At 71.2% G+C, this 26,098-nt stretch carries 23 protein-coding genes; 14 read left to right on the top strand and 9 right to left on the bottom strand.

Annotated features, from left to right (window positions below):
* Positions 1–28: 28 nt before the first annotated feature.
* Positions 29–2,347, bottom strand: coding sequence for a M28 family peptidase (locus tag BC793_RS29555; RefSeq protein ID WP_109598467.1), 2,319 nt, complete (start codon positions 2,345–2,347; stop codon positions 29–31).
* 75 nt (positions 2,348–2,422) lie between these two features.
* Here BC793_RS29555 and BC793_RS29560 point away from each other — a divergent pair, with 75 nt between their 5' ends.
* The 10 genes from BC793_RS29560 to BC793_RS29605 all read left to right on the top strand — a co-directional run bounded on the left by BC793_RS29560 (position 2,423) and on the right by BC793_RS29605 (position 13,536).
* Positions 2,423–2,764 (top strand): hypothetical protein, encoded by a 342-nt coding sequence (locus BC793_RS29560; protein ID WP_109598469.1) that lies wholly within the window; start codon positions 2,423–2,425, stop codon positions 2,762–2,764.
* Positions 2,765–2,837: 73 nt separating this feature from the next.
* Positions 2,838–4,037, top strand: a complete 1,200-nt coding sequence (locus tag BC793_RS29565; protein WP_109598471.1) for a PP2C family protein-serine/threonine phosphatase — start codon at positions 2,838–2,840, stop codon at positions 4,035–4,037.
* Positions 4,034–5,722: a sensor histidine kinase gene (locus tag BC793_RS29570; protein WP_373871252.1), complete on the top strand. Its 1,689-nt coding sequence runs from the start codon at positions 4,034–4,036 to the stop codon at positions 5,720–5,722. The genes BC793_RS29565 and BC793_RS29570 overlap by 4 nt, the downstream gene beginning before the upstream one ends.
* Positions 5,719–6,171, top strand: coding sequence for a response regulator (locus tag BC793_RS29575; RefSeq protein WP_109598475.1), 453 nt, complete (start codon positions 5,719–5,721; stop codon positions 6,169–6,171). The genes BC793_RS29570 and BC793_RS29575 overlap by 4 nt, the downstream gene beginning before the upstream one ends.
* Positions 6,164–6,973: an inositol monophosphatase family protein gene (locus BC793_RS29580; protein WP_109598477.1), complete on the top strand. Its 810-nt coding sequence runs from the start codon at positions 6,164–6,166 to the stop codon at positions 6,971–6,973. Before BC793_RS29575 ends, BC793_RS29580 begins: the two co-directional genes overlap by 8 nt.
* Before the next feature lie 235 nt (positions 6,974–7,208).
* On the top strand, positions 7,209–7,982 hold the full coding sequence (locus BC793_RS29585) for an SDR family NAD(P)-dependent oxidoreductase (RefSeq protein ID WP_109598479.1): 774 nt from the start codon (positions 7,209–7,211) through the stop codon (positions 7,980–7,982).
* A gap of 63 nt (positions 7,983–8,045) precedes the next feature.
* Positions 8,046–9,053 carry a coiled-coil domain-containing protein gene (locus BC793_RS29590; RefSeq protein WP_109598481.1) on the top strand — a complete coding sequence of 336 codons (1,008 nt, stop codon included), beginning with the start codon at positions 8,046–8,048 and terminating at the stop codon, positions 9,051–9,053.
* A 93-nt stretch (positions 9,054–9,146) separates the two neighbouring features.
* Positions 9,147–10,640: a fused MFS/spermidine synthase gene (locus BC793_RS29595; RefSeq protein WP_109598780.1), complete on the top strand. Its 1,494-nt coding sequence runs from the start codon at positions 9,147–9,149 to the stop codon at positions 10,638–10,640.
* A 180-nt stretch (positions 10,641–10,820) separates the two neighbouring features.
* Positions 10,821–12,650 (top strand): serine/threonine-protein kinase, encoded by a 1,830-nt coding sequence (locus tag BC793_RS29600; protein WP_109598483.1) that lies wholly within the window; start codon positions 10,821–10,823, stop codon positions 12,648–12,650.
* A gap of 160 nt (positions 12,651–12,810) precedes the next feature.
* Positions 12,811–13,536: an SDR family NAD(P)-dependent oxidoreductase gene (locus BC793_RS29605; protein WP_109598485.1), complete on the top strand. Its 726-nt coding sequence runs from the start codon at positions 12,811–12,813 to the stop codon at positions 13,534–13,536.
* Positions 13,537–13,673: 137 nt separating this feature from the next.
* Here BC793_RS29605 and BC793_RS29610 read toward each other — a convergent pair whose 3' ends face one another.
* Positions 13,674–14,072 (bottom strand): hypothetical protein, encoded by a 399-nt coding sequence (locus BC793_RS29610; RefSeq protein ID WP_109598487.1) that lies wholly within the window; start codon positions 14,070–14,072, stop codon positions 13,674–13,676.
* Positions 14,073–14,805: 733 nt separating this feature from the next.
* Here BC793_RS29610 and BC793_RS29615 point away from each other — a divergent pair.
* The gene (locus BC793_RS29615) at positions 14,806–16,977 is read left to right on the top strand and encodes a DEAD/DEAH box helicase (RefSeq protein WP_109598489.1); all 2,172 of its coding nucleotides are present in this window, start codon (positions 14,806–14,808) and stop codon (positions 16,975–16,977) included.
* A gap of 349 nt (positions 16,978–17,326) precedes the next feature.
* On the opposite strand, the gene BC793_RS29620 is transcribed toward BC793_RS29615, so the two are convergent.
* The 3 genes from BC793_RS29620 to BC793_RS29630 form a co-directional block, all read right to left on the bottom strand.
* Entirely contained in the window at positions 17,327–17,788 is a 462-nt protein-coding gene (locus tag BC793_RS29620) for a GNAT family N-acetyltransferase (RefSeq protein ID WP_109598782.1), read from the bottom strand.
* Positions 17,789–17,952: 164 nt separating this feature from the next.
* Complete coding sequence (locus BC793_RS29625) at positions 17,953–19,110, bottom strand: nucleotidyl transferase AbiEii/AbiGii toxin family protein (RefSeq protein ID WP_109598491.1); 1,158 nt, start codon at positions 19,108–19,110, stop codon at positions 17,953–17,955.
* Positions 19,107–19,685: a hypothetical protein gene (locus BC793_RS29630; RefSeq protein ID WP_109598493.1), complete on the bottom strand. Its 579-nt coding sequence runs from the start codon at positions 19,683–19,685 to the stop codon at positions 19,107–19,109. Before BC793_RS29630 ends, BC793_RS29625 begins: the two co-directional genes overlap by 4 nt.
* A 109-nt stretch (positions 19,686–19,794) precedes the next feature.
* Here BC793_RS29630 and BC793_RS29635 point away from each other — a divergent pair, with 109 nt between their 5' ends.
* Positions 19,795–19,974, top strand: coding sequence for a heavy-metal-associated domain-containing protein (locus BC793_RS29635; RefSeq protein ID WP_239170297.1), 180 nt, complete (start codon positions 19,795–19,797; stop codon positions 19,972–19,974).
* Positions 19,967–20,944: a hypothetical protein gene (locus BC793_RS29640; RefSeq protein ID WP_239170291.1), complete on the top strand. Its 978-nt coding sequence runs from the start codon at positions 19,967–19,969 to the stop codon at positions 20,942–20,944. The genes BC793_RS29635 and BC793_RS29640 overlap by 8 nt, the downstream gene beginning before the upstream one ends.
* Here BC793_RS29640 and BC793_RS29645 read toward each other — a convergent pair.
* Positions 20,937–22,073 (bottom strand): class I SAM-dependent methyltransferase, encoded by a 1,137-nt coding sequence (locus BC793_RS29645; protein ID WP_109598497.1) that lies wholly within the window; start codon positions 22,071–22,073, stop codon positions 20,937–20,939. The two genes, BC793_RS29640 and BC793_RS29645, sit on opposite strands and share 8 nt — an antisense overlap.
* On the opposite strand from BC793_RS29645, the gene BC793_RS29650 reads away from it, so the two are divergent.
* Complete coding sequence (locus BC793_RS29650; protein WP_239170292.1) at positions 22,072–22,833, top strand: biliverdin-producing heme oxygenase; 762 nt, start codon at positions 22,072–22,074, stop codon at positions 22,831–22,833. The genes BC793_RS29645 and BC793_RS29650 overlap by 2 nt on opposite strands.
* 47 nt (positions 22,834–22,880) lie before the next feature.
* Here the strand turns inward: BC793_RS29650 and BC793_RS29655 are convergent, their stop codons facing one another.
* From BC793_RS29655 to BC793_RS29665, 3 genes are all read right to left on the bottom strand, one after another.
* On the bottom strand, positions 22,881–24,731 hold the full coding sequence (locus tag BC793_RS29655; protein ID WP_109598499.1) for a DEAD/DEAH box helicase: 1,851 nt from the start codon (positions 24,729–24,731) through the stop codon (positions 22,881–22,883).
* A gap of 223 nt (positions 24,732–24,954) precedes the next feature.
* Positions 24,955–25,179 carry a DUF3107 domain-containing protein gene (locus BC793_RS29660; RefSeq protein ID WP_106315613.1) on the bottom strand — a complete coding sequence of 75 codons (225 nt, stop codon included), beginning with the start codon at positions 25,177–25,179 and terminating at the stop codon, positions 24,955–24,957.
* A 41-nt stretch (positions 25,180–25,220) separates the two neighbouring features.
* Positions 25,221–25,880: a TetR/AcrR family transcriptional regulator gene (locus BC793_RS29665; RefSeq protein WP_109598501.1), complete on the bottom strand. Its 660-nt coding sequence runs from the start codon at positions 25,878–25,880 to the stop codon at positions 25,221–25,223.
* Between the last annotated feature and the right edge of the window lie 218 nt (positions 25,881–26,098).

Here is a 26,098-nt window from a genome sequence, read left to right on the forward strand (position 1 = left end):
CCGAAACGGGACGCGTAGACCGTACCCCTCAAAGGGTGTAGGTCTTGGCGACCGCGACCAGTTCGCTGCTGTGCGAACCGAGCACACCGACCCCCGGAGGCCTGGGTGGGAAGCCCGGGATCGCGGGCAGATCGTCGCTGCCGTCCATCACCCGGAAGGTGACCGGGCCGGACGCCCGGACCGTGAGGGTGATCTCCACGCCGGTCTCGGCGGGCGCGTGGAAGACGAAACCCCACCCCGAGGGGCCACCCGCGAGGGTACGGCCTCCGACGGTCGCCGAGACGACCTCCGCGGACACGTGCAGCGTGGTGAACCGGACGGTGCGCTGCGGGTCGAGCAGCAGTCTCATGGTGCGCCGGTCGCCGGACGTCTCCGCGGAGACCAGGGTGAGCGTGGGCGCGGGCAGCGCCACCGCACGGGCCGGGCCGGTGCGCAACTTCTCCGCGCCGAACGCCGGGAGGGTGTCGGTGACCGTCACCGGATCACCGCTCACCGACCGCCCGGTCCACTCCTGCGGTGTGGCCTCCTCGCTCAGCCAGCGGGCCGTGCCGTTGTCGGCGTCCAGCGCGTACATCAGATGGGTGAGCGACGGGTGCTCCTCGTCGAACCGGTCGACGGCCAGGCCGGTCGCCGTGCACACGACCGCCGCCACCGCCGCGGCCAGCGTGGGCAGCGCGCCGAGACGGCGGGCCTTGAGCGCGTCCATTCCGCGAGCACCGCTCGGTGCCGGGTGGATCAGGTCGAGCACCGGCAGCAGCGCCAGCCCGAGCAGGACGGTGAGGAACGCACCGACGCCGGCCATCGGCATGCCGAGCGCCGGGAAGAGCATCACCACGGTCGGCAGCAGGATGACGACCGGAGTCAGCGCGCCGATGATCAGGATCGCGACGGCGAGCCCGGTTCTCCCGCTCGCCCGGGTCGCGAGCAGGGCGGACACCGCGACCGACAGGGCCGGCAGCGCGGCCAGGTAGGAGCCGCCCGGTGCCAGCGCGGCCAGCGCCACACCGAGGACGGCCAGCCAGGTCAGGCCACCGACGGCCAGGGCCGCCGGGCCGATCCGGCGGCGCAGCAGGGCATACCAGACCAGGACGGTCGCGGCGGCCAGGGCGATCACCGCGAGGCGATACCACATCGGACGGTACGGGTCGATCGGCATCCCGCCGTACTCCGGCCGGACCAGGACGAGCAGTGCCCACAGCCCCTGGGCCAGGGCCGGCGCCACGATGATCGGCAGCAGGGCCAGCCCGATCGCGGAGAACAGCCGGCGCCGCACCACCCAGCCCAGCGCGGCCACCGCCACCAGCGCCAGCACCGCCAGCGGCCACACCAGCGCACCCGGATAGCGCACCAGCAGACCCGGCACCGGGAAGTAGGTGGCGTCCCCGCCGCCCTTCAGTTCCCGCAGGTCCCGTGCGCCGAACTCGCGGGCCAGGGCGAGCGCGTTGTCCCCGTGATGCTGAAGACTGTCCCGGTCCATCGTCTCCGGCCGGTCGGTCGGCGCGTGATAGACCGCCGCCCCGTCGATGTAGGCAGTGTTCAGGCCCTGGAACAGCGGGGACTCCCGGAACGGGGTGAAGTCGGTGTCATTGGGCAGCAACCGGTAGATCTCCACCGCGAACGACGTCCCGACCGGGTACGGCGTCTTCGCGTACGTCTCCACCAGCCGCCGGTTGCCCTCGGACGTCTCGAACATGATCGCCGGGCCGCTGCTGCCCCGCGCCTCCAGGTTCAGCGCCACGCCGCCCTCCCGGGCCAGCGGATGCTGGTCGACGAACGCCTTCGCCCCGCAGAGGCAGGCCTCCTCGGCGTCGGTCAGCACCAGCACCACGTCGTTGCGGGGCCGCTCTCCGGAGGTCAGCGCCCGTGCCGTCTCCAGGATCGTCGACGTGCCCGAGCCGTCGTCGTTGGCGCCCGGGGCGACCTGCGCCGAGTCGTAGTGCGCGATCAGGAACACCCGGCCGGTGGACGCCGTGCCGGGAATCACCGCGACCACGTTGCGGACCCGGGCCAGACCCGTCCCGCCCGCCGACGAGGACAGGCCGGCACCCTGCACCGACACCGTGTCCTGCACCTCAGGCGACAGGCCGAGCCCGGACAGCGCCGCGATGAGGTGCTCGCGTACCCGATCGTTGGCGGGACTCCCGGCCGGATGCGGGGTGGACGCGATCGTGCGTACCGTCTGAAAAGCCCGCTCCGCGCTGAAGTCGCTCGCCGGGGCCGTCTCCGCCCGCGCCGCGGGGGGTTGAATCGATCGGATCGCGGCGAGCCCGGCCAGCGCGAGAACGGCCAGGACCGCCGCCGCGGCGAGACCGCGGCGAGCCGGCCGGAGGGGAGCGGAGTCACGCATGGGGACATCTAACAGTCCGGGTATGCCCGGCGGGTACCCCGAAGATCCATCGGGCCGTGCAATAGCGTTGTCCGGGTGACTACGCCGCTTGACCCAGCCGCCGTCATCGGGGCGTTCATCGACCGGGTGTCGCCGTACAATCCTCACCCGGACGTCGCTCCGGTGGCCGTCATCGGCGTGCGCACCGCGCTCGGCGAGGATGTGTTCACCCTGAGTGACCATGTGATCCGGGCGCTGTGCCGGGCCCTGGAGTCCTATCGAGACCCGGAGGACCGGGGCAACTGCACCAAATGCGGTGGCCGCCACCTCGACGAGAACCTGCACTGCCGGGACTGCGGGCAGTTGCACGGCATCCTCGGTCAGGTGATCGCCGAGCACGCGCGACGGGTCGCCGCCTCCGACGAAGGTGCATCGTGATGACCGAAGTTGTGCAGCGCGGCGTAGTGGTACACGATTTGCGGGTCACCTATGCGTCGAGTGGGGAATCGGAATGACGGAGCGGTCGCTCGCGCCCCGCACATACGCGACGGAGCAGCTGGAACGGTTGCGGATCCTGCTCGTCGAGGACGACGAGGGTGACGCCTTCCTGGTGCGTGAGCTGCTCACCGAAGCCGGCGCCCCGTTCGAGCTGACCGTCGCCACCAGCCTGCGCGAGGCCCGCGGCCTGCTCGTCGGCGTCGAGTGCGTGCTTCTCGACCTGGGTCTGCCCGACGCCGAGGGCATTGACGGGCTGCGCACCCTTCTCGCTGTCGCCGGTGGCGCCGCGGTCTGCGTGCTGACCGGCCGCTCCGACGAGCACCTCGGCGTCCAGGCGGTCGCCGAGGGCGCCCAGGACTACCTGGTCAAGGGCCAGGTCGACGGCGTGCTGCTGATCCGGTCGCTGCGCTACGCGGTGGAGCGGAAACGTGCTCTCGAGAACGCCCGCCGGCTCCGGGAGGCGGAGCTGCGGGAGGCCGAATCCGCCCGCCTCGAACGCGGTCTGCTGCCGAAACCACTCAAACGCGACGACTTCGGGCTCGCGGTCGAGCCGTTCTACCGCTCCGGGCGGGCCATGGGACTGCTCGGCGGCGACTTCTACGACGTGGTGCAGATCGGTGACGACCGGTTGCACGTGATCGTCGGCGACGTGTGCGGGCACGGCGTCGACGAGGCGGCCCTCGGCGTCGAGTTACGGGTCGCCTGGCGGGCCCTGGTGCTGGCCGGGGTGCCCGACGAGCAGGTGCTCTCCTCGCTGGAGCAGGTGCTGATGTCCGAACGGCGGGCCCGGGAGGTGTTCGCCACCGTCGCGTCGGCGGTCATCGACCTGCCCGCCAACCGCGCGACGGTACGGGTCGCCGGCCATCCGCCACCCGTCGTCCTCTCCGGTGGCCGGGCCGCGCCGGTCGCCGTGCGTACCGGGATCGTGCTCGGGGTACGTCCGACACCCACCCCGGCGACCGAGTTGGAGTTCGACGGAGATGACTGGTCGATGCTGATGTACACGGACGGGCTGATCGAGGGCCGGACCGGCGCGGGCAACGAACGACTCGACGTCGGCGGCCTGTGCAAACTGCTCGACGAGCCGGACGCCCGGGATCTTCCGCTGCGGGCCCTGCCGCAATGGCTGGTGTCCCGCGCCGACCAGGACAACGGCGGCCCGCTCACCGACGACGTGGCGATGCTGCTGATCTCCCGCGGCGGTGGCCGGTGAAACTGCTGGACTTCCGCCGCTGGACGCTCCGCGGGCGGATCTTCGCGCTCTGCCTGACCGCCGGTCTGCTGCTCGGTGGCCTCGGTGTGGCCGCCGCCATCACGGCCGCCTCCGCCAACAACGCCGTCGACGTCGTCCTCGACCGGGCCGGCCCCCTGCGGGTCGCCGGAGAGAACCTGGGCACGGCACTCGTCGACCAGGAGACCGGGATCCGGGGCTACGCGATCACCGGGCTTCCGAAGAACCTGGAGCCGTACGACAACGGCGTCATCGCCGAGCGGGAGCGGGTCGCCGAGATCCACAACCTGCTGGATCCCGGCGAACGCGACATCAGGGCATCGCTCGACCGGGTGGAGCAGCTCGCCGCCAAATGGCGTGCCGACGTGGCCGGACCCCTCATCGAGACGGTCCGGACCCAGGGCGCCGAGGCGGCTCAGCAGCGTATCGAGGCGACCGACACCCGGGACTTCGAACAGGTCCGTGCCGCGCTCGACACGCTTCAGGCGGACATCCTGACGATGCGGGACCGGACCGCGGCGGCGGCCCGCAACTCCAGCGGCGACCTGGTCGCCGTCGAGATCGCCGCGGCGATCGTCATCCTGGCCACCGGCGTGCTGCTGCTCGTCCTGCTGGACCGGCTGGTGAGCCGGCCGATCGTCGACCTGGCCGGGCAGGTCCGCAAGATCGCCGCCGGCGACTACGAACGGCACATCGAGAGCAACTACGGCTCGCCCGACCTGGTCGCCCTCGCCGAGGACGTGGACCGGATGCGGCAGCAGATCGCCACCGAGCTGAGCGAGGTCCGCATCGCCCGGCAGCAGGTCGAGTGGATCAACCAGCAGCTCCAGTCGCAGGCCGAGGAGCTGACCCGCTCCAATCGTGACCTGGAGCAGTTCGCCTACGTCGCCTCGCACGACCTTCAGGAGCCGCTGCGCAAGGTCGCCAGCTTCTGTCAGCTCCTGCAGCGCCGTTACGCCGGGCAGCTCGACGAGCGCGCCGACCAGTACATCGGCTTCGCCGTCGACGGCGCCCAGCGCATGCAGCGACTGATCAACGACCTGCTCGCCTTCTCCCGGATCGGCCGGCTCACCAGCGGATTCACCGACGTCGACCTGAACCGGGTCCTCGGCGAGGTGCGATCGCAGCTCGAGGCCCGGGCCGGTGCGGACGCCGAGATCATCTGGTCGGAACTGCCCATCGTGGAGGGTGAGGAGCCGCTGCTCACCACGCTCTTCGCGAACCTGGTCGGCAACTCTCTCAAGTTCCGCCGCCCCGATGTGCCGCCGGTCGTGACGATCACCGCCACCCTCGAGGAGAAGGAATGGCGGATCAACGTCCGGGACAACGGCATCGGGATCGAGGCCGAGTTCGCCGACAAGGTGTTCGTGATCTTCCAGCGGTTGCACGCACGCGATGCCTACGAGGGGACCGGCATCGGATTGGCGATCGTCAAGAAGATCGTCGAATACCATGGCGGACGGATCTGGCTGGACGTGGACGTCTCGCCGGGAGCATCGATCTGGTTCACGCTTCCGGTGGTGCCGGGCTTGACGCCGGATCCGCTTCCGGCGGCTCCGGCGACGGATCCGGCCTCGGCCTCGTCCTCGCCGGATTCGGTTCCGGCGGTGTCGTCATCGTCTTCGCCGGAGTCGGAGCAGGTCTCATCCCAGGAGGGCACGGCATGAGCGTTGAGCGCGAGAACGGCACGATGATCGAGGTGTTGCTCGTCGAGGACGACCCCGGCGACGTGCTGATGACGCAGGAGGCGTTCGAGGAGCACAAGGTCCGCAACCGGCTCAACGTCGTCTCCGACGGGGCCGAGGCGCTCGCCTACCTGCGGCGCGAGGGCCAGTATGCGAACGCGGTCCGCCCCGACCTCATCCTGCTCGACCTCAACCTGCCCCGGCGCGACGGCCGCGAGGTCCTCGCCGAGATCAAGAAGGACGACGAGCTGGGCCGCATCCCGGTCGTCGTGCTCACCACCTCCTCCGCCGACGAGGACATCCTGCGCAGCTACCAGCTCCACGCGAACGCGTACGTCACCAAGCCGGTCGACTTCGAGCGGTTCATCGCGGTGATACGGCAGATCGACGAGTTCTTCGTCAGCGTCGTGAAGTTGCCGCCACGTGCTTGATCAGGTCGCGGAACTCATCCGTGAGGTGGCGCATACCGTCGTCCTGCCGCGCTTCCAGCGGCTGAGCGCCGACGAGGTACATCAGAAGTCGCCCGGTGACCTGGTCACCATCGCCGACCAGGAGTCCGAGCGGGCACTGACCCGCGGCCTCACCGCACTGCTGCCCGGCTCGGTCGTCGTCGGTGAGGAAGCCGTCGCCGCCGATGCCAGCGTCCGGGACCGGCTCGGCGGCAGCGGCTCGGTCTGGGTCGTCGACCCGGTCGACGGCACCAACAACTTCGCCGCCGGGCGGACCCCGTTCTGCGTGATGGTGGCCCTGGTCCGCGACGGGGAGACCACCGCCTCGTGGATCCTCGACGTGGTCGCCGACCATCTGACCGTCGCCGAACTGGGCGCCGGCGTCTATCGCGACGGCGAACGGATCAAAGCGCGCGCCGACGACCCGGGCGCCGCCGGGCTGCACGGTGTGATCGCCGGCAAGTACTTCCCCGACGAGCTGCGCACCGAGGTGCTCACCAACGCGGCCGGGCTGGGCGGATACACCGGTGGGCGGCACTGCGCCGGCTACGAGTACCCGGCCGTCGCCGTCGACGAGCAGCAGTTCGCGATGTTCTGGCGGATCCTGCCGTGGGACCACGTGCCCGGGGCGCTCATCGTCCGCGAGGCCGGCGGGGTGGTCCGCTACCTGGACGGCGCGGAGCACCGGCCCACCGGAGACCAGCGGGGCCTCCTGGTCGCCGCGAACGAGGACATCTGGCACACCGTGCACCGCACGCTGCTCCCGTCCGGGCCGCCGGTCTGACCTTCGCCCGGCCCGGTGCTCCTTCCCGGCCGGGCCGCCGGTCTGACCCTCGCCCTGGCTCTGTGCTCCTTCCGTTCGGCGTCGGATCGGCCTTTCGCCCGCCCGGCTTCGGGGGCGTCGCCGTTGGTGGCTTCACCCGGGTCTCCCCGGGTGCTTGTCTCGCCCGGTGGGGTGAGAGTGCGGTCACATTGCGATGGGGCCACGCGCGGCCGTCTCGTGGATCTAGGGTGCGGGCATGGCGTCGTACCTCGATGATCTTTTCGGGTTGAGCGGCCGGCTCGCGGTGGTGACCGGCGGCAGCTCCGGTATCGGCCGCGCGATGGCGCTGGCTCTCGGCCGCGCCGGAGCGCGGATCGTGGTGGTGGCCCGGCGTGCCGCGCCGATGGCCGAGGTGGTGGCCGAGCTGCGCGATCACGGTGCCGAGGCGGACGCGATCGCCGCCGACCTCGCCGACCGCGACGCCGTCAAGGCTCTCGCCACAAAGATCATCGAGGGGTACGGCGAACCCGACATCCTGGTCAACTCGGCGGCGGTCAACCTGCGCCCACCGCTCGCCGAGCTCTCCGACGACGTGTGGGACCTGACCGTCTCCGCCAACCTGACCGCCCCGTTCCTGCTCGGTCAGGCATTCGCCCCGGCGATGGCACGGCGCGGCTGGGGCCGGATCATCAACGTCGTCTCCCAGCAGGCGTTCCGTGCCTACGGCAACAGTGGCGCCTACGGAGCGGCGAAAGCCGGCCTCGTCGGTCTGACCCGCTCGCAGGCCGAGGCGTGGTCCGGTGACGGCGTCTGCTGCAACGCGATCGCCCCGGGCGTCGTGCACACCCCGCTCACCGAGGCCGTTTTCGCCGATCCCACGAAAGTGGCGGCGCACGCCGGCCGTACGATGATCGGTCGCAACGGTGTCCCCGACGATTTCGCCGGGTGTGTCGTTTTCCTGGCGAGCAACGCGAGTCAGGCGGTCACGGGGCAGACACTCTTCGTCGACGGTGGATACTCGGCGACCTGATCGATCTCCCTTTCGCCTGCTCCGACACGGTAAAGTACCGGCGCTCACGACTTGGAGGTATCTGTGGCGGCCAGTCTCTTGCGCCGGTGCACCGCCCTGCTCGCGCTCCTCGCCGCAGCCGTGGCGCTGGTGCTCGTCGCGCCTGCGTCGGCGGCCTCCGCCGACCCCGAGGGTGGCACCAAGAAGCTGCGCATCACGCTGGAGAACGCCGCAAAAGGCTACGACGCGGCGAAGACCAGGCTGGCCAACTCGAAGAAGCGGCAGAAGCAGCTGACCGAGGCGCTCAAACGGTCCGAGACGAACGCGACCGCACTCACCTCCCAGGTGAACGAGGTCGCCACCCGCGTCTACCAGATGGGCCGGGTCAACACGATCAGCCTGCTTCTCGGCAGCGGCTCCGCGAACAACTTCATGGAGCGGCTCCAGAGCCTCGACATGCTGGCCAAGATGGACAGCGGCACGCTCGCCGGGTACCGCAACGAGATCGAAACCGCCAAGAAGGCCAAGACCGCGCTGGACGCCGAGGTCATCGAGCAGCAGCGTCAGGTCAACGTGATGGCGAAGAAGAAGCGGGAGGCCGAGCTGGCCCTCGCCGAGGTCGGTGGCGGCGCGGCCGGCGGTTTCGTCGACCCGGATTCGGCCGCGGCCAAACCGGCGCCCCGCAACTCCGACGGCTCCTGGCCGAAGGAGTCCTGCACCGTCAAGGACCCCACCTCCAGCGGCTGCATCACCCCGCGCACCCTGCACGCCTACCAGGAGGCGCAGGCCGCCGGGTTCAAGCGGTACACGGTGTGTTTCAGCGAGCGTTCCTCCGGCGAGCACCCGAAAGGCCGGGCCTGTGACCACTCGGCCGCGTCGGGCGGCTTCGAGAACTCCGCCGCGACCGGGGGCGACAAGACGTACGGTGACCGGCTCGCCGCCTTCTACGTCAAGAACGCGGGCGAGCTCGGAGTGATGTACGTGATCTGGTACCGCCAGATCTGGATGCCCAGTACCGGATGGCGGGCGTACAGCGCCGGCGGTGGTCCCGCCGCCGTGCACACCAATCACGTCCACCTCTCCATGCTGTGACGGTCGCGCAGCCGCCCCCGGGCGGCTGAGGGTTGTCTGAGAGCGGCCTGTCGATGTGCGGGCGGGCCGTCGTCCGCCGGTAGCATGCCGCCGATGGATACGAAGCCCCGCGCCCTGCCCTCGGCTCTGGCCACCGCCCTGGCCTTCGGCGCGAGCGGGGCCGTCCTGGTCCTGGAGATCGTCGCGCTGCGCCTGGTCGGACCCTATGTCGGCGTCACCCTCCAGGTGAGCAGCTCGGTCATCGGTGTCTCCCTGGCCGCCATCGCCTACGGCGCCTGGATCGGCGGCCGCCTCGCGGACCGTTTCGACCCGCGTGCCCTGCTCGCCCCCGCCCTGATCCTCGGCGCCATCGGCACCGCGGTCACCCTGCCGCTGGTCCGGTGGGGTGGCGAGTTCCTGCGTGGCGGTGCCGCCCCGGCCGTCCTGCTGCTCGCCGCGCTCGCCGTCTTCCTGCCCGCGCTGGTGCTGTCCACGATCGCGCCGATGGTCGTGAAGCTCCAGCTCTCCGACCTGAGCCGGGCCGGCAGCGTGGTCGGCCGCCTGTCCAGCATCGGCACCCTGGGAGCGATCACCGCCACCCTGATCACCGGTTTCGTGTTCGTCGCGGCGATGCCGAGCAGTGTGATCATCCTGAGCCTGGCCGTGCTGCTGGCCGTCGCCGGCTTCGCGCTGGGCTGGTGGCTGCGCCGTGACCTGCCCGGCACACTCAAGATCAGGGCCTCGCTGGCAGTGGTCGGGCTCGTCGGTGCCGGGCTCGGGGCGGCCGCTCCGACTCCCTGCGACGTGGAGACCGCCTACCACTGCGCCAGCGTCGTCGAGGACCCGGCACGGGACGGCGGGCGCACCCTGGTCCTCAACTCGGCGCGACACTCGTACGTCGATCTGAACGACCCCACCCACCTGGAGTTCGAGTACGTCAAGTGGATCGGCGCGGTCACCGAGGTACTCGCCCCCGCAGGCGCCCGCATCGACGCCCTGCACATCGGCGGCGGCGGCTTCACCGTCCCCGAATACCTGCGCGCCACCCGTCCCGGCAGTGACCAGATCGTCCTCGAACTCGACGGTGGCCTGGTCGACCTCGACCAGCGTGACCTCGGCCTGAAGCCCGGTCCCGACCTGCGGATCGAGGTCGGCGACGCCCGGGTCGGCGTGGCCGGGCTCCCGGCGGCCGCCTACGACCTGGTGGTCGGTGACGCCTTCGGTCACCTGGTGGTCCCGTGGCACCTGGCCACCCGTGAGATGGCGGAGGAGGTGGCCCGGGTGCTGCGGCCGGGCGGCGTCTACGCCCAGAACGTGATCGACTATCCGCCCAACCGCTTCATCCGCGCCGAACTGGCCACCGTCGCGGCCGCCTTCCCGCACGTCGCGCTGATCGCCCCGCCCGCGGCGATCGCGGGTGACCGCGGTTCCAACTTCGTCATCCTGGCCTCGCACGATCCGCTGCCGACCGACGCGATCTGGCCCCGGCTGGCCGCCGTCGAGGAGCCGGCGACCCTTCTCTCCGGCGCGGAGCTGGACGCCTTCATCGACGATGCCCGCGTCCTCACCGACGACTACGCCCCGGTGGACCAGCTTCTGGCCGGCTGATCCGGCCCTCGCGGTTTCGGGGTGCGGTGCCGGGTGGTGCGGTTTCCGGCCGGCCGTCGCGGTTTCCTGATGGGGTGCCGGGTGGTGCGGGTCCTGGCCGGCTGATTCGGCCGTCGCGGTTTCCGGATGGGTTTCGGAGTGCGGCACCGGACGGCGAGCCGATCGGGCGAGAATCGGCGCATGGGGCGTACGGAGCGAAACGGTCAGTCGAGCTCGCTCCGTCTCGCCGGCCGGTACCGCCTGCTGGAGAAACTCGGCACCGGCGGCATGTCGGTCGTCTGGCGCGGCTACGACGAGATCCTCGGCCGCGACATCGCCGTCAAGGTGCTCTCGCCACGGCTGGCCGAGGACCGCACCTTCCGGGACCGGCTGCGGCAGGAGGCGCTGGCCGCGGCGCGGCTCTGCCACCCGCATATCACCGGCATCCACGACTTCGGCGAGGCGCCGATCTCGGAGCACCTGACCGTCCCCTACGTGGTGATGGAACTCAACGACGGTGAGTCCGTCGGCGCCCGCATCAGCCGGCAGGGATCCCTCGACTGGCGGGAGGCCGTCATGATCACCGCCGAGGTCGCGTCCGCGCTGGCCACCGCGCACGCCCGGGGCCTCGTGCATCGCGACATCACTCCGGCGAACGTGATGATCACCGGGGCCGGCGCCAAGATCGTCGACTTCGGGATCTCCGCCGTCGTCGGCCAGCGCGACGCCGCCGCGGACGGCAGCCTGCTCGGCACCCCCGCATACCTGGCCCCGGAACGCCTCGGCGGCTCCACGGTCTCGCCGGCCACCGACGTCTACGCCCTCGGGCTGCTGCTCTACCGGGCCCTCGCCGGCCGATTGCCGTGGCCCGCCGACAACACCGCCGACGCCCTCCGGGCCCACCTCTACGCCGACCCCGACCCGATCCCGGAAGTCGCCGGAATGCCGGCCGGTGTGGCCGAACTGTGCCTGCGGTGCCTCGCGAAGAGCCCCACGGACCGTCCCGCCGCGGCCGAAGTGGCCCGCGCCCTCGCCGCGACGGTCGGCGTGCGGCCCATCATCCCGCCGCTGCGACCGGGCGAACGGCATGCGGCACCGGCGGCCAGGGCGGTCGCGGCGATCCCGGCAGCCCGAGACAGGCGACCGGGGGTACGGCGGACACTGCGCGCCTGCTTCGACCGGCCGGTGAGCGCCGCCACGACCGTACGCCTGCGTGCCGGTCTGCGAATCGGATCCGCCCTGCGTCTCGGTCGGGTGCGCCCGCTCGGTGGCGGACTGTTCGTCGGTAAGCGCCGCGACGTCCTCCCGGCGAACCGCCTGCAGGGCCGCCGTCACCGCACGCCCGCCATCGTCGTCCTCGCCACGGTGACCCTGCTCGCCGCCACGGCGGTCAACTGGTCCATCCGTCGGGAGACCGACGACACCGGGCGAACCCACACCACCGCGACCGGCGCGGGCACACCTGCCGCCGCCGGCCCGGACCGGATCCACTGCAAGGTCCGCTACCAGGTACGCCGGGACTCCGGCTCGTACTTCGAAGCCCGGCTCAGCGTGATCACGTCGGAGACGGCGGACTGGCGGATCGAGTTCGCCTACCCCGGCACGCAGCGTCTCGCCGCCACGCCCGACGCCGTGACCCAGCAGGGTCACCGTGTGGTGGTGAACGGCCAGGGCCGCTCGCGCGCGATCGTTCTCCAGGGCGGCTATCGCAGCCACAATCCGCTGCCTCTCTCCTTCGTGCTGAACGGCCGTCCGTGCCGTGCCGAGGTCCTGGGCGGGACCACCGGCGACGCGCTGGGCGATCCGGCGGGCGGCTCGCTCGACGCTTCCGGGCGACGAGCCGGGGGTACGGGCAACGCCGCCGGCGAGAAGTCGGTCAACGCCACCACGGTCGAGGACCCTCCGGCCGGTGACCGGAAACGCCCACCGAGTCGCCGTGGCGGTGCCCCACGCCGCACCTCGCCGCCGCCGGCCGAGCGACTCCCCGAACCGGCGGTCAAGCGCTCAGGTGGCCTCTCCCTGGCTCTGTAGCCGCCCGTCGCGCGCTTCCCGGGCTCCGGCCCGCTCTGAGCTCTGACTCCCGGGTCCGGGCTGCCACGCGACTGCCGGGCTCCGGACTGCACTTGACTCTCGGGCTCGGGGACTGCCACTTGGCCAGTCGGGTGATCGGTCCGTCGATAGGGTCGTTGCCATGACAAGACTCGCAGTGGTGACCGGAGGCGGTACCGGGATCGGCAAGGCCACGGCCGGGATGCTCGCCGGCGAGGGCTTCGACGTGATCATCGTCGGCCGGCGTGCCGAGGTCCTCGCTGACGCGGTGAAGTGGATCGGGCCGCAGGCCACCGCCGTCACCGCGGATGCCTCCGACCCGGCCCAGGTGCCCGCCGTCGTCGAGGCCGTCGCCGGGCGCCCGCTCGACGTGCTGGTCAACAACGCCGGGGCGTACCTCGACGGCGACGACACCACCCTGGACGGGGTGGCCGCGCGCTGGCGGGCGAACCTCGACTCCAACGTGCTCTCCGCCGTACTCATGACCACCGCCCTCCTCCCGCGGCTCCGCCGCCCAGGCGGCAAGATCATCCTGACCAGCTCGATCGCCGCCCAGCGTGGCGGCGGCGGGCCCTACTCCGCGGCCAAGGCAGCCCTGCACGGGTACGGCCTCGACCTGGCCACCTCCCTCGGCGCCGAAGGGATCACGGCGAACGTCATCGCCCCCGGATACGTCACCGACAGTGAGTTCTTCGACGGCCGGATGACCCCTGAAGGTCATCAGAAACGAGTGGACGCCAGCGTGCTCAAGCGAGCCGGCACCCCCGACGACATCGCCGAAGCAGTCCGCTGGCTGGTCGGCCCCGGCGGTGGCTTCGTCACCGGCCAGATCATCAACGTGAACGGCGGGTCCGTACTGGGCCGCTGACCCGCGCGTCGGTCGTCTCGTCACGGTGGCCCATCCCCGTGTCTCACCAAGACGGCCGAGCCGCATCGAGACGGCTCATCGAGGGCCGTCTCGTTCACGCGGTCTCTCACTAAGGCGCCGCCGGGTTCATGGGTCTCTCATCGAGGGCCGCCGGTGAATCGGTCCTCGCCCGGCCGGTCGGCGCGGAACCGCAGCCCGGACCAGCGATCGTCGATGGCGACCTGTCCGCACGGTCGCATGCCGAAGTCGGCGACGATCGGCCACAGCGAGTCCCGGTTGATGTCGGCCTTGTTGCCTTTCGGATAGGCGATCCAGAAGGCGGCCGGCTTGTCGAGGTCCGCGCGATGCTGTTCCAGTTGGTCCCGCACACCGGCGGCATCCTCGACGAACACCACCGCGGTGCTCGCGGTGGCGAGGGCGCCGCTTTCCCGTACCCCCTCGGGCATCGGCGTCAGCAGGGGGAGCCGGGCCGGCTCGTTCAGCCACACGGTGGAGTTCGGCTTGATCAGTAGTTTTTCGGCGATGGTCTTGGTCATGTCCCTGAGGTTTCCATTCACGCGGGGATAGTTCGCCGAGTTCGGTGAAGCCTGCCCACCTCGGTGCGGGTCCGCCGGGTGGGCCGCACGCCGCCGACTGCTCGACGCGCTGATGCAGTGGGCATCGGCTGCACCATCGGGTGAAAACGCAGCCCTGAGTGCCACCCCGGTTCTCGGGTTGCCGCCCGTCCGGGGTGGCACCCGCCCGGCTGCCTCCCGTCCGGATGGCGACAGCCACCGGACCGGGGTGCCACCGATCCGGGGTACGGGCCGGCATCCGTCGCCGCGAGCCGGCCATCTCGGCCAGTACGCGTCGCCCACGGATGCGGCCCGGCCAGCCGGCGCCTGTCACCGCAGACGCCGGCTGGATGACCGGCACCTGTCACCGCAGATGCCGGCCGGGTGGCCGGCGCTCGCTTACTCGGGCGCCGGCCGGTGGGGGAGCGGGCCGGTCACAGACCGGCCCGCCCTGGTGGTGGCCGGGGCCCGGCCTCCGCCGGCTTGACGCTGTTGCGTGCCGGAACGATCCGGCCGCCCGGTCGCCCACCGATCCGCGGCCCGCGCCGCCGGGCCGTCCATCTGCCTGAAGCCTGCATTTCGACTCTCCCGAACGCCGATCCCGCTGGACGGAGCGAGCATGGTCGATCCGGGAGGGAGGCGTCGGCCAGGCTGTGGACAACTCCGGACTGTGGATAACTCCGGGCCGATCTTCGCGGGCTGATAGACATGCCGGGTGACTGATACGACGCGAACGGCAGCCGAACGGGCGGTGGTGCGGGAGCGGGCCGAGGAGGTGCTCCGACGCCTGGCCGGCGAGCACGCCGTCCTCCGGGAGGACCAGTGGAGGGCGATCGAGGCCCTCACCGTGGACCGGCGGCGGGTGCTCTGTGTGCAGCGCACTGGGTGGGGCAAGTCGGCGGTCTACTTCGTGGCCACGGCACTGCTCCGGTCCGGGGTCGCCGCCGAGCCGGGTGATCATCCGGCCGGGCCGACGGTCATCGTGTCGCCACTGCTCGCCCTCATGCGTAACCAGGTCGAGTCGGCCGCCCGAGCCGGGATCACCGCACGGACCATCAATTCGGCGAACCTCGACGAGTGGTCCCTGATCGAGCAGGAGATCCGCGCCGGCGAGGTGGACGTGCTGCTGATCTCCCCGGAGCGGCTGAACAACCCCGACTTCCGTGACAACGTGCTGCCCGGTCTCGCCGGGAGCACCGGTCTGCTCGTGGTCGACGAGGCACACTGCGTCTCGGACTGGGGCCATGACTTCCGGCCCGACTACCGGCGGTTGCGGACGTTCCTGGCGGGGCTTCCGGGGCGTACCCCGGTGCTCGCCACCACCGCCACCGCGAACGCCCGTGTGACCGCCGACGTCGCCGACCAGCTCGGTGACGCACTGGTGCTGCGGGGCCCGCTCGACCGTGACTCCCTTCGCCTGGCCGCTCTGCGCCTGGAGAATCCGGCACACCGCCTGGCCTGGCTCGCCGACCATCTGGAGCGGCTGCCGGGGTCCGGCATCGTCTACACGCTGACCGTCGCCGCGGCCACCGAGACGGCCGATTTCCTGCGCTCTCGGGGGTTCGAGGTGGCCTCCTACACCGGCCAGGTGGAGGATGCCGAGCGCCGGGTCGCCGAGCAGGATCTGCTGAACAACAAGATCAAGGCGCTGGTGGCGACCTCCGCGCTCGGCATGGGCTTCGACAAGCCCGACCTGGGTTTCGTCGTCCACCTCGGAGCGCCGCCGTCGCCGATCGCGTATTACCAGCAGGTCGGCCGAGCCGGCCGGGCCGTCGAGCATGCCGAGGTGATGCTGCTGCCCGGCCCCGAGGACGTCGCGATCTGGCGATATTTCGCGTCCCTGGCCTTCCCTCCGGAAGACCAGGTGCGGGCGGTGTTGTCCCGGCTCTCCCCGGACCAGCCGATGTCCACGCAGGCGCTGGAGCCGCTGGTCGACCTCCGGCGCACCCGCCTGGAGCTGATGCTCAAGGTCCTCGACGTGGACGGCGCGGTCCGGCGCACCCGCGGCGGCTGGCTCGCCACCGGCGAGCCGTGGACCTACGACGAGGCGCGGCTGCGGCGCGTCGCCGAGGCGCGCGAGACCGAGCAGAGAACCATGATCGAGTACGCGGAGACGACCACCTGCCGCATGGAGTTCCTCCGCCGGTGTCTCGACGATCCGGAGGCCGTTCCCTGCGGTCGGTGCGACAACTGTGCCGGCCCGCTGTTCGACGCCGAGGTGTCGTCGGCGTCGCTGGCGGCTGCCGATGCCTTCCTGGGGCGCCCGGGCACCGAGATCGCCCCGAAGAAGATGTGGCCCACCGGCCTGGCCGCCGTCGGCATCTCGCTCAAGGGCCGGATCGCGCCGTCCGAGCAGAGCGAGCCGGGCCGGGCCGTCGGCCGCCTCTCCGATCTGGGCTGGGGCAACCGCCTGCGCGCCGCCGTCTCACCGGAATCGCCCGATGCTCCCGTCCCCACCGATCTGGCCGCTGCCGTGATCGAGGTGCTCAAAGCGTGGGCCAGGGGAGACGATGCCTGGAAACAGCGTCCAGCGGCCGTGGTCGCGGTTTATTCACAGCGTCATCCACAACTTATCCACAGCCTTGCCGAGCACATCGCCACGGTGGGGCGGCTGCCGATGCTCGGCTCTCTCGAAGCCGCACATCCCGCGGGCCGGGCGGCTGAGCCGGGTGCCTACCGAGGTAACAGCGCCCAGCGGGTTCGTGGCCTGCACGACGCCTTCGTGGTCCCTGCCCATGTTGCCTCTGAGCTGCCAGAACTATCCGGTCCGGTGCTCCTGGTCGACGACCTGACCGACTCCGGCTGGACCCTGGCGCTGGCCGGCCGAGCCCTCCGGCGGGCCGGCGCTCCAGGCATCCTTCCGTTCGCCCTCGCCATTGCGGGCTGACCATTGTCGCCGTCCTTATCCACAGGCGGGGCCGGTCGCCCCGTCTGTGGATAACCGCGCCGACGTAGTTATCCACAGGCAGGAGCCGCCGGTGACACCCGCGCGGACAAGGCCACCGCCGCGGCTGGGAGCAGCTGTCCAGTCGACGGTGGCTGGCCGCGCAGCAGCACGAGAAGGGTGCCGCCGCTGGAAGTAGCTGCCCGGCCCACGGAAGCGACAGCGCCGCGTCGCGTCGCTGGAGGGCGTCGCGCCGCTGGAATTGCTGCCCGGCCGCCCCACGGCGCAGGAGGGCGGTGGGTGGCTGCCTTCGTACCGGAGAGGGCGGCGGTGGAGCGTGGAGCCGGATCGGTCAGGGCTTGCCGAGGATGGCGTTCCTGGTGGGGCGGCGGTCGATCTCCATGAACCGGTGGGCGCCTGCCAGGTCCTCGAAGCCGGACCGCCGGTAGACGTCGTGGGCGTCCCTGGTGGCGAGGAGGAAGCGCAGGATCCCGCGGTCGGACAGGTCGGCGACGATGGTGTCGATCATCCACTTACCCAGGCCGCGGCCCCGGTGGCTCTCGTCGACGAAGACGTCGCAGATCCAGGCGAAGGTGGCGCCGTCGGTCACCGCGCGCGCGAACGCGACCTGCTCAGCGCCGTCGGAGGTGAAGATCGAATACGGAAGGGAACCGTCGATGGAGCGGGCCACCAGGTCGTAGGAGCGCCCGGCCGCCCAGTAGGACTCCTCGGCGAGCCATCGATGCACTCGGGCGAAGTCGACGCGCTTCGGGTCCGCGGTCAGGACATAACCATCGCGTGCCAGATCATCCATCAGCTCCTCCTTCGTCACATTTCCGCAAGGGGCCGGTCGCATGGTGTCACAGCGTCTGATCGAGCCGACCAGCGAGGCAGCCGAGTCACAGCAGGTGGGCAGCGCGGTGGCGTGGTGGTGCGGGTTGTGTCCGGCGCCCGAGGCGGTGGTGTGGGCATGCCGGGTCAGAGCAGGTGGGCGGCTGCGGCGGCGAGGCGGGTCAGCCACGAGGCCGCGTCGCCTTCGGTCGTGGGGCTGCCCTCGACGGCCCATGTCGGGATGACGCCGGGGTCCAGCAGGCGCGCGAACGGCAGCCCGACTCTCGGCTCGTCGGCCGTGACGGAACCTGCCGTCGAGCCGGACGGAGACGATGGCAACGGTGAAGGCGCGGTTGGCGGTGAAGGCGCGGTCGGCGGTGAAGGCGCGGTCGGCCGTGGAGGCGCGGTCGGCCGTGGAGGCGCGGTCGGCGGCGGGCGGAACGTGTACTGCGGGGACGGGGTGAGACCCGGCGTCGGCCGGAGCATGGCCGGGTCGGCGCCGAGGGCCAGGCGCCGCAGGTGGGGGCGCAGGTGCATTCCGTCGAGTTCGGCGAGGAGGACCGCGTCGTAGACGTCCTTCATCGCGGAGACACCGCGGGTCCGCTGGTCGGCGGCGAGCCAGTGCAGTTTCCACGCCAGGGACAACTCGCGGCTCGCGGTCCACATCGCGACCGGCGGCCGGTCCCCGGCCCGCGGCACGGCCGTGCACACCGCGGGCTCGGGCAGTCTCTCGCCCCAGGCCACGTCGATCTGCACACGACCGATCTCGAAATCCTCGGCCCGCCACGGGACGGTGAGCCGGATCCGGCCGGTCCCTCCGCCGGGCTCGTAGTCGGCGTAGTCCCCGTCCGTCGAACTCGTCATCGAGACGGGGTCGAACACGATCCCGTCGGGGGACCACGGCTTGTCGGTGAGAAGCGACCGGAACTCCTCCTCGGCACCCTCCCACGGGCCGGTGTCGAGGTCTTCGGCGGAAACCCAGTGCAGCCCCTCCGGTGGCAGCCGTGGATGGTGCCCGCCGGTGTCGAAATCCTCGAACTCCCAGATCTCGTTGCGGATCGCCCCGTGCGCGGCCTCCGGCCACTGCTGGACGAAGGCGGGGGCGTCGACATACGGATACGGGTCGAGGTCATCCGGTACGACGGAGGGCTGCCACAGCATGAAGTCGAGGTCGCCGGGTGGCCGGGCGGCGTCGCCGACCCAGGCCGGCATGGTCATGCTGCCGCGCAACACCAGAAGGTCCGCCCACGACGACTCGCCGATCACCGTCAGCACGTGGTCGAGGGCGGCCCGATGGGCGGTCATACGAACCAGCCGGCGTCCAGACCGGGGTTGTCGTCGATGAGCACCCACTCCTCCTCGACCTCGGCGATCTCCCAGCCGGCGCCGGTCAGCGCGTCCACCAGGGCGGACAGCCGGGACTTCGCGGCCGGCAGCCCGACCTGACGGCACCGCTGGGTCACGAACCGCTCCTGCACGCCGTCGGCCCGGAGGCGGCGGGCGTTGCGGGACAGGTGGGCGTCGTGTCGGACGGCCACCTCCCGTACCACCTGGAGGTCTGTCCCGGCGGGAAGCAGCAGCTTGACGTGATGCTCGAAGTAGAGCCCGGGATGGATGCCGGCCTGTGCCGCGGCGGCCTCCACCTTGAGCCGGGTGACCGGGAAGCCGTCCGCGCCCAGCGTGGCGGCGGTCCGGCGGGCGTCCGCCTCGGCGGAGGCCGGCGTGCCGTCGGAGAGCCAGCTCAGCATCGGCTGGCTGGCGTGGTCGCCGCGGTCGAGAAGGATCCGGGTGTATTTGACGCCGTGTGAGGTCGCCCACGATCGAAGCCGATCGTCGGAGGCGCCGGCGGACACCGTCAGATGGATCTCATATCGGCTCACGGCCGCACGGTAACCGCGGCGTATGACATCCCGGTAGGCTCACGAATGAGTCAGACCGGGCTGAAGGGATCGTATTGTGGCCGTGACCAGCACTTTCACCGTGACGGGCATGACCTGCTCGCACTGCGTCCAGTCGGTCACCCAGGAGCTTTCGGCGCTGCCCGGCGTCACCTCGGTGCAGGTCGACCTGGCCTCCGGCGGTGTGACGGTGGCCAGCGAGGAGGCCCTCTCCGACGAGGCGGTGCGGGCGGCCGTCGACGAGGCAGGGTACGAACTCGCGGATGCCTGACGAGCAGGAGAGCGAGCCGTCGTTCGGGCTGTCGAAGAAGGAGACGGCGGACGAGGGCTCAGGTTTCCGCTTCGCCGCCGTCGGGGCGCTGCTGATCGTGGTGCTGTTCGCCGGTTACGGCCTTGGCCGGCTCAACGGCGGCACCGGTGGGAGCGGCTCTCCGGCGGCCGCGACCACCCCCGCGGTGCCCTCGGCGAGCCCGTTCGACGAGAGCGTGCCGCATGTGCACGGCAACACCGGCCCGATCACCGCGAGTGGCGGTGGCGCTCCGGTCAGCGGTCTCTCGCTCAGTGGCGGCGGCCTCACCCTGACGCCGTTCAGCGCCGTCTTCGAGGCCGGTGTGCAGCAGAGACTGGAGTTCACCGTCAACGGGCCGGGTGGCGCGCCGGTGACCACCTTCGCGGTCGTGCACGACAAGCCGCTGCATCTGATCGTCGCTCGCCGTGACCTCACCGGCTTTCAGCATCTGCATCCGGTGATGGCGGCCGACGGCACGTGGAGTGTCGACCTGACCTTCGCCGAGCCCGGTGTGTACCGCATGTTCACCGATTTCAGCGTGCAGGTCGGCGGTACGCAGGTGGCCACCACGCTCGGGGCCGACCTGACGGTCCCGGGCGAATACCTGCCGGTCACCGCGCCCGATCCGGCGCGGGTCGCGAGCACCGGCGGGTTCCGGGTCGGATATGAGGGGACGCCGGGGACCGCGTCGACCCAGCCCCTGCTGATGACCGTGACCGACGACGCCGGCAGGCCGGTGACCCTCGAGCCGTATCTGGGCGCCTTCGGTCACCTGGTCGTGCTTCGGCAGGGTGACCTCGGCTACGTCCACGTCCATCCGGAGACGCAGCTGGTCGACGGCAAGGTCAAGTTCTGGCTGGCCGCCCCGAGTCCCGGCACCTACCGGATGTTCCTCGACTTCCAGGTCGCCGGGAAGGTGTCCACGGCGGCCTGGACCGTCGTGGTCAGCTGAGCATCCCGGCCAGTGCCGGCGTGACGCCCCATTGGCCGGTCAGCGAGTCGTACTCGGCACGCTGCTCGGCGGTGGGCCCGGCCCCGGTCCGGCGGGCCCGCAGCATCAGGTTGCGCGGGGTGTGCGCGGAGTCGATGAACTCGACCACCTCCACCCGGTAACCGTGCAGGCGCAGCAGGGCGGCGCGCAGCGAGTCGGTCAGCACGTCGGCGAACCGCTCCCGCAGGATGGCGTGCCGGGTCACCTCCCCGTACGGCTCCGGCGCCGCACCCCGCTTGAGCTGCGCCGCGATATCGTGATGACAGCACGGGGCGGCCAGCACCCAGCGCGCCTCCCAGTCGACCGCCCGGGCCAGTGCCTGGTCGGTGGCGGTGTCGCAGGCGTGCAGCGCGAGCACCAGGTCCGGCGGGACGGGCAGCTGCGCCTCCTCGATGGTGCCGGCCACGAACGTCACGTCATCGGAGCAGCCCAGTTCGGCGGCGACGGCGCTGTTGCGTACCCGCTGATCCTCGCGGACGTCGATCCCGACGACCTCGACCCGGACGCCCCGCCCGGCCAGATATCGGTAGGCGGCGAAGGTGAGATAGGCGTTGCCGCAGCCCAGGTCCACGACGCGGAGCGGTGTGGGAAGGTCGTCGGGGAGGGTCGCGGCGAGCGCCCGCAGGAAGGCGTCGATCTGGCGGCGTTTCGCCGCCGTGCCGCCGACCACCGAGAACAGCGGGTCGCCCGGGTCGAGCAGCCACTGCTTGGCCCGGTCGTGTCCGGCGGGGGTGCTCGGGGCGGCGACGGCGGCCGAGCGGTGCACCTGGGCGTCGCCCTTCTTGGTCACCCGGACCTGCACGGTCGCGGCGTCGGTCTCCACGTGCCAGTTACCGAACGGCTCGGCCAGCAGCGCGTCGACCGCCGCGGCCGCCTCGGCACCGTCGACGTTCCGCGTGAACGGGCGGGCGCCGTCGTCGGTGACGATCTGTAGCTTGCGTCCCTGCTTCAACGTCACCGGGCGTAGCTGCGCGCGGGTGACGGTGGGCGTGTGCCCGCGACGCCGGCCGGCCGCGACGGCCCGGGTGAGGCCCGGTGCGAGCAGAAGCTCCCGCACCTCGGCGAGGACTGATTCGAGCGGTTCTGGCATGACTTCCATTCTGCTCTTCACCCGGATGGCCCCTCGGGGCTATGTCACCCGGACCTGCGCGGTTAAGTTGGTCGGTGTCGTAGAGAACGAGGTGCCCGCCATGATGTCCTTCCTCGCCGATTTCTCCGCGCCCACGCTGCTCTCCGACCGGCTGCGGGAGATCAACCGGGAGGAGAGCGCCGGGTCGCCGCAGAGCCCGTTCGTCACCGACCTGGCGTCCGGCCGGTTGCCCCTGGCCGCGTACGCCGAACTGCTCAGCCAGTACTGGTTCATCTACGAGTCGCTGGAACTGGCCGCCTCCGCGATGGCCGACGACCCGGTGGCGTGCCGGTTCGTCTACCCGGAGCTGTTCCGGCTGCCGGCGCTCGAGTCGGATCTGCGGTTCCTCTTCGGATCACGCTGGCAGAGCCGGATCACCTCGCTGCCCGCGACCACCACCTACTGCACCCGGATCCGCAGTGCCGCCTTCGGCCGGGCCACCGAGTACGTCGCACACCACTGCACCCGCTACCTCGGGGATCTCTCCGGCGGGCAGTGGCTGGGACAGGCGGTCGTGGAGGCGTACGGATTCCGCCGTGAGGGTTTCCGGTTCTTCGTCTTCGAGGGGATCGATCCGCCGCTGTTCCGGGCCCGTTACCGGGAACGGCTCAACGCTCTGCCGTGGGCCCGCCGCCAGCAGGACGCCTTCCTCCGCGAGGTGGCCGGCGCCTACCGGCTCAACATGGACCTGCTGGCCGAACTCTGGCACAACTGGTCCTGAACAGCGTCGTGGGACCGGGGATACCGGTCCCACGAGGCGAAAACGGATCAGACGTCGGCGGTGGTGCCCACGCCGGCCTCGGAGCCACCCGACAGGTCGGAGTCGGCCGGGCGGGCGGTGCTGCGACGGCGGCGCCGGCGCGGTGCCGTCTCCGCGGTCTCGGCGGAGGCGTCCGGCGAAGCCGCTGAGACAGCGGCCTCCGGTGCATCGGTGACCGCCGGCTGAACCACCGTGTCGGACGTGGCCTCGGAGAAGGACACCGCAGCCGCGGCGGTGCGACGGCGACGGGTTCGGGCCCGCGGAGCGCTCGCCTCCGCCGAGTCCGGTGCCTCCGAAGACGTGTCCGGAACGGCGGTCACCGCAGCGTCGGACGTGACCGCGGGCGCTTCGGTGACGGCAGGGGCCGCGGTGGCGACCTCGTCCTCGGTCACCCGGCGGCGACGACGCTGACGCGCGGGCCGCTCGGCGGCGTCACCGGGCGAGGTGGTGGAGTCGGCCGACGGCGCCGGCCCGGAGTCGCCACCGCGGGACCGGCCCCGGCCGCGGTCACTGCGGTCGCGGTCGTTGCGACCCCGGCCACGGCGCCCGACGGTGCCGAGGTCCTCCTCGATCTCGGCGGAGAGCCCGGCCCGGCTGCGCGAGGCGGTCGGCAGGGTGCCCGAGATGTCGGTGGGGATGTCCAGGTCCGCATAGAGCGCGGGGGACGTGTGGTACGTCTCCGGTGGCTCCGGCATGGTGAGACCGAGCGACTTGTCGATCAGCACCCAGCGCGGCATGTCCTCCCAGTCCACGAAGGTGACCGCGACGCCGGTGGCGCCCGCCCGGCCGGTCCGGCCGATGCGGTGCGTGTACGTCTCCGGGTCCTCCGGGCAGTCGTAGTTGATCACGTGGGTGACGCCCGAGACGTCCAGACCACGGGCCGCCACGTCGGTCGCCACGAGCACGTCGATCTTGCCGCTGCGGAACGCGCGCAGCGCCCGCTCACGGGCGCCCTGACCCAGGTCACCGTGCACGGCCGCGACCGCGAAACCACGGAAGTCGAGGTCCTCGGCGACCCGGTCGGCGGCCCGCTTGGTCCGCGTGAAGATCATCGTGAGGCTGCGATCCTTCGCCTGGAGGATCCGCGCCACCATCTCCACCTTGTTCATCGGGTGGGTGCGGTAGACGACCTGCTTGGTCAGCGGGGACGGGCCGCTCTCGGTGGTGTGCCCGGCGTGGATCGTCACCGGGTTGCGCAGGAACCGGCGGGACAGGGCCACGATCGGGTCCGGCATGGTCGCCGAGAACAGCATCGTCTGACGCTCGCTCGGGATCATCGCCAGGATCTTCTCGACGTCCTCCAGGAAGCCCAGGTCGAGCATCCGGTCGGCCTCGTCGAGCACCAGGGCCTGGACCGAACCCAGCTTGAGCATCTTCTGCTTGCACAGGTCCAGCAGGCGGCCGGGGGTGCCGACCAGGATCTCGACGCCCTTCTTGAGGACCTCGACCTGCGGTTCGTACGCCACGCCGCCGTAGATCGGAAGGACCCGGACACCCCGGGTGCTGCCCGCCGCGGCGAGGTCGCGGGCCACCTGCAGGCCCAGCTCACGGGTGGGGACGACGACCAGCGCCTGGGGCTGGCCGTCGGCGCCCTCGCTGGGGGCGGTGACGCGCTCCAGCAGGGGCAGGCCGAAGCCGAGGGTCTTGCCGGTGCCGGTGGGCGCCTGGCCGATCAGGTCGGTACCGCGCAGCGCGATGGGCAGCGCGTACTCCTGGATCGCGAAGGCGTGCGTGATGCCGGCCTTGGCCAGGGCCTCGACGGTCTCGGCGCGCACGCCCAGCTCGGCAAACGTGGGGCTGTCCGGGCGGACCGGCGCACGGGTGATGACGGGGATCAGAGCTTGCTCATTGTCGGTCATGAAGTTTTACGGGTGCCCTCTCGTGGTGCGCCCGTCGGAAAGTCGTTTGGGCGCGGTCTCGTATAGGCGCGGGCCGCACGCTCGAAAGCGGGCCACACGCGGGCCGTCGACTTGACAGATCGACGACGACGCAGACCACTCTACCCGACCTGGTAGCAGACGCACCGGGAGAGAGTTACGGGAGGGAGCCCCGAGGTCGGAGCGCCCTCCCGTTACGAGAAAATCAGCGGGTCGTGAAGCCGAAGGGGCGGTGCGACGCCTCGGCGATCTCCACGTAGGCCACCTTGGCGATCGGGATGATCACCTTGCGGCCCTTCTCGTCAGTAAGCGTCAGGACGCCGTCCTTGGCCAGAGCATCCGTCACGGCCTGCTCGACCTCCGCCGGGGTCTGAGCGCTCTCCAGCACAAGCTCGCGCGGCGACTGCTGCACGCCGATCTTGACCTCCACGGAGTCCCTCCTAAAAAGATCCGTCTTACCCGTTCGAAAGGCTATCCGATTTCGGGGGCCATACCGGCCGTTGAACCGCCCTGCAGCGGGAAGCTGGCGATCCCACGCCAGATCAGCGCAGCTACGAGCGCTTCGGCTTCAGCTTTGGGCGTACGCCGGCCGTTGGCGAGCCAGAACTGTGCGGCCTGTCCGGCCGCCCCGGCGAGGCCCGAAGCGAGCAGCTCGGCCTGATCCGGCCGCAGGCCGGTGTCCGAGATGATGGTGTCCGTCACAGCGGCGATGCAGCCCTGCTCGACCCGCTCCACCCGCTGGCGGACCTGGGGGTCGTTGCGCAGGTCCGACTCGAAGACGAGCCGGAACGCCTCGCTCTCGTGATCCATGAAGTCGAAGTACGCCCGGACGGCGCCCTTCACACGGTCCTTGTTGTCGGGAGACGCCAGCATGGCCCCGCGCACCTTGGCGATTATCGCGTCGCAGTGCGTGTCCAGCAGGGCCAGGTAGAGCTCCAGTTTGCCGGGGAAGTGCTGGTAGAGAACGGGCTTCGAGACGCCCGCCCGCTCCGCGATGTCGTCCATCGCGGCGGCGTGATAGCCGTGCGCGACGAAGATCTGCTGCGCGGCGGCCAGCAACTGCTTGCGTCGCGCCGAACGGGGCAGGCGGGTGGGTCGTGCGGTCTGTGGCCCGCCGGACGCAGCGGTCATTTCTGTGAACCTCCAGGGGGTCGGGTCCCCGCGGTTTGTCGTCTCGGATTGCCCGGATCGGCGCATGTCGCGGTCGTGCGGGCAATTGTCGCGACGCTGCAACTTATCGCCACTGCAACGACACGGTAGCCTCAGCGGGGGCGAGCGAGGAGCGCGCGGTGGATGAATCAGGGCATTCCGGAGACACGGGAGCCTCAGCGGGTGGCAACGGCGCCGAC

Origin of the sequence: Actinoplanes xinjiangensis (genome assembly GCF_003148685.1) — a bacterium.
GTDB classification, from domain to species: Bacteria; Actinomycetota; Actinomycetes; order Mycobacteriales; family Micromonosporaceae; genus Actinoplanes; species Actinoplanes xinjiangensis.

Coding starts and splice junctions, on each gene's coding strand:
- BC793_RS29650 (WP_239170292.1), top strand. CDS start 22,072: ATGACTTCCATTCTGCTCTTCACCCGGATGGCCCCTCGGGGCTATGTC.
- BC793_RS29625 (WP_109598491.1), bottom strand. CDS start 19,110: ATGACCGCCCATCGGGCCGCCCTCGACCACGTGCTGACGGTGATCGGC.
- BC793_RS29640 (WP_239170291.1), top strand. CDS start 19,967: ATGCCTGACGAGCAGGAGAGCGAGCCGTCGTTCGGGCTGTCGAAGAAG.
- BC793_RS29565 (WP_109598471.1), top strand. CDS start 2,838: ATGACGGAGCGGTCGCTCGCGCCCCGCACATACGCGACGGAGCAGCTG.
- BC793_RS29585 (WP_109598479.1), top strand. CDS start 7,209: ATGGCGTCGTACCTCGATGATCTTTTCGGGTTGAGCGGCCGGCTCGCG.
- BC793_RS29600 (WP_109598483.1), top strand. CDS start 10,821: ATGGGGCGTACGGAGCGAAACGGTCAGTCGAGCTCGCTCCGTCTCGCC.
- BC793_RS29635 (WP_239170297.1), top strand. CDS start 19,795: ATGACCTGCTCGCACTGCGTCCAGTCGGTCACCCAGGAGCTTTCGGCG.
- BC793_RS29595 (WP_109598780.1), top strand. CDS start 9,147: ATGGATACGAAGCCCCGCGCCCTGCCCTCGGCTCTGGCCACCGCCCTG.
- BC793_RS29575 (WP_109598475.1), top strand. CDS start 5,719: ATGAGCGTTGAGCGCGAGAACGGCACGATGATCGAGGTGTTGCTCGTC.
- BC793_RS29610 (WP_109598487.1), bottom strand. CDS start 14,072: ATGACCAAGACCATCGCCGAAAAACTACTGATCAAGCCGAACTCCACC.
- BC793_RS29645 (WP_109598497.1), bottom strand. CDS start 22,073: ATGCCAGAACCGCTCGAATCAGTCCTCGCCGAGGTGCGGGAGCTTCTG.
- BC793_RS29620 (WP_109598782.1), bottom strand. CDS start 17,788: ATGGATGATCTGGCACGCGATGGTTATGTCCTGACCGCGGACCCGAAG.
- BC793_RS29665 (WP_109598501.1), bottom strand. CDS start 25,880: ATGACCGCTGCGTCCGGCGGGCCACAGACCGCACGACCCACCCGCCTG.
- BC793_RS29655 (WP_109598499.1), bottom strand. CDS start 24,731: ATGACCGACAATGAGCAAGCTCTGATCCCCGTCATCACCCGTGCGCCG.
- BC793_RS29605 (WP_109598485.1), top strand. CDS start 12,811: ATGACAAGACTCGCAGTGGTGACCGGAGGCGGTACCGGGATCGGCAAG.
- BC793_RS29555 (WP_109598467.1), bottom strand. CDS start 2,347: ATGCGTGACTCCGCTCCCCTCCGGCCGGCTCGCCGCGGTCTCGCCGCG.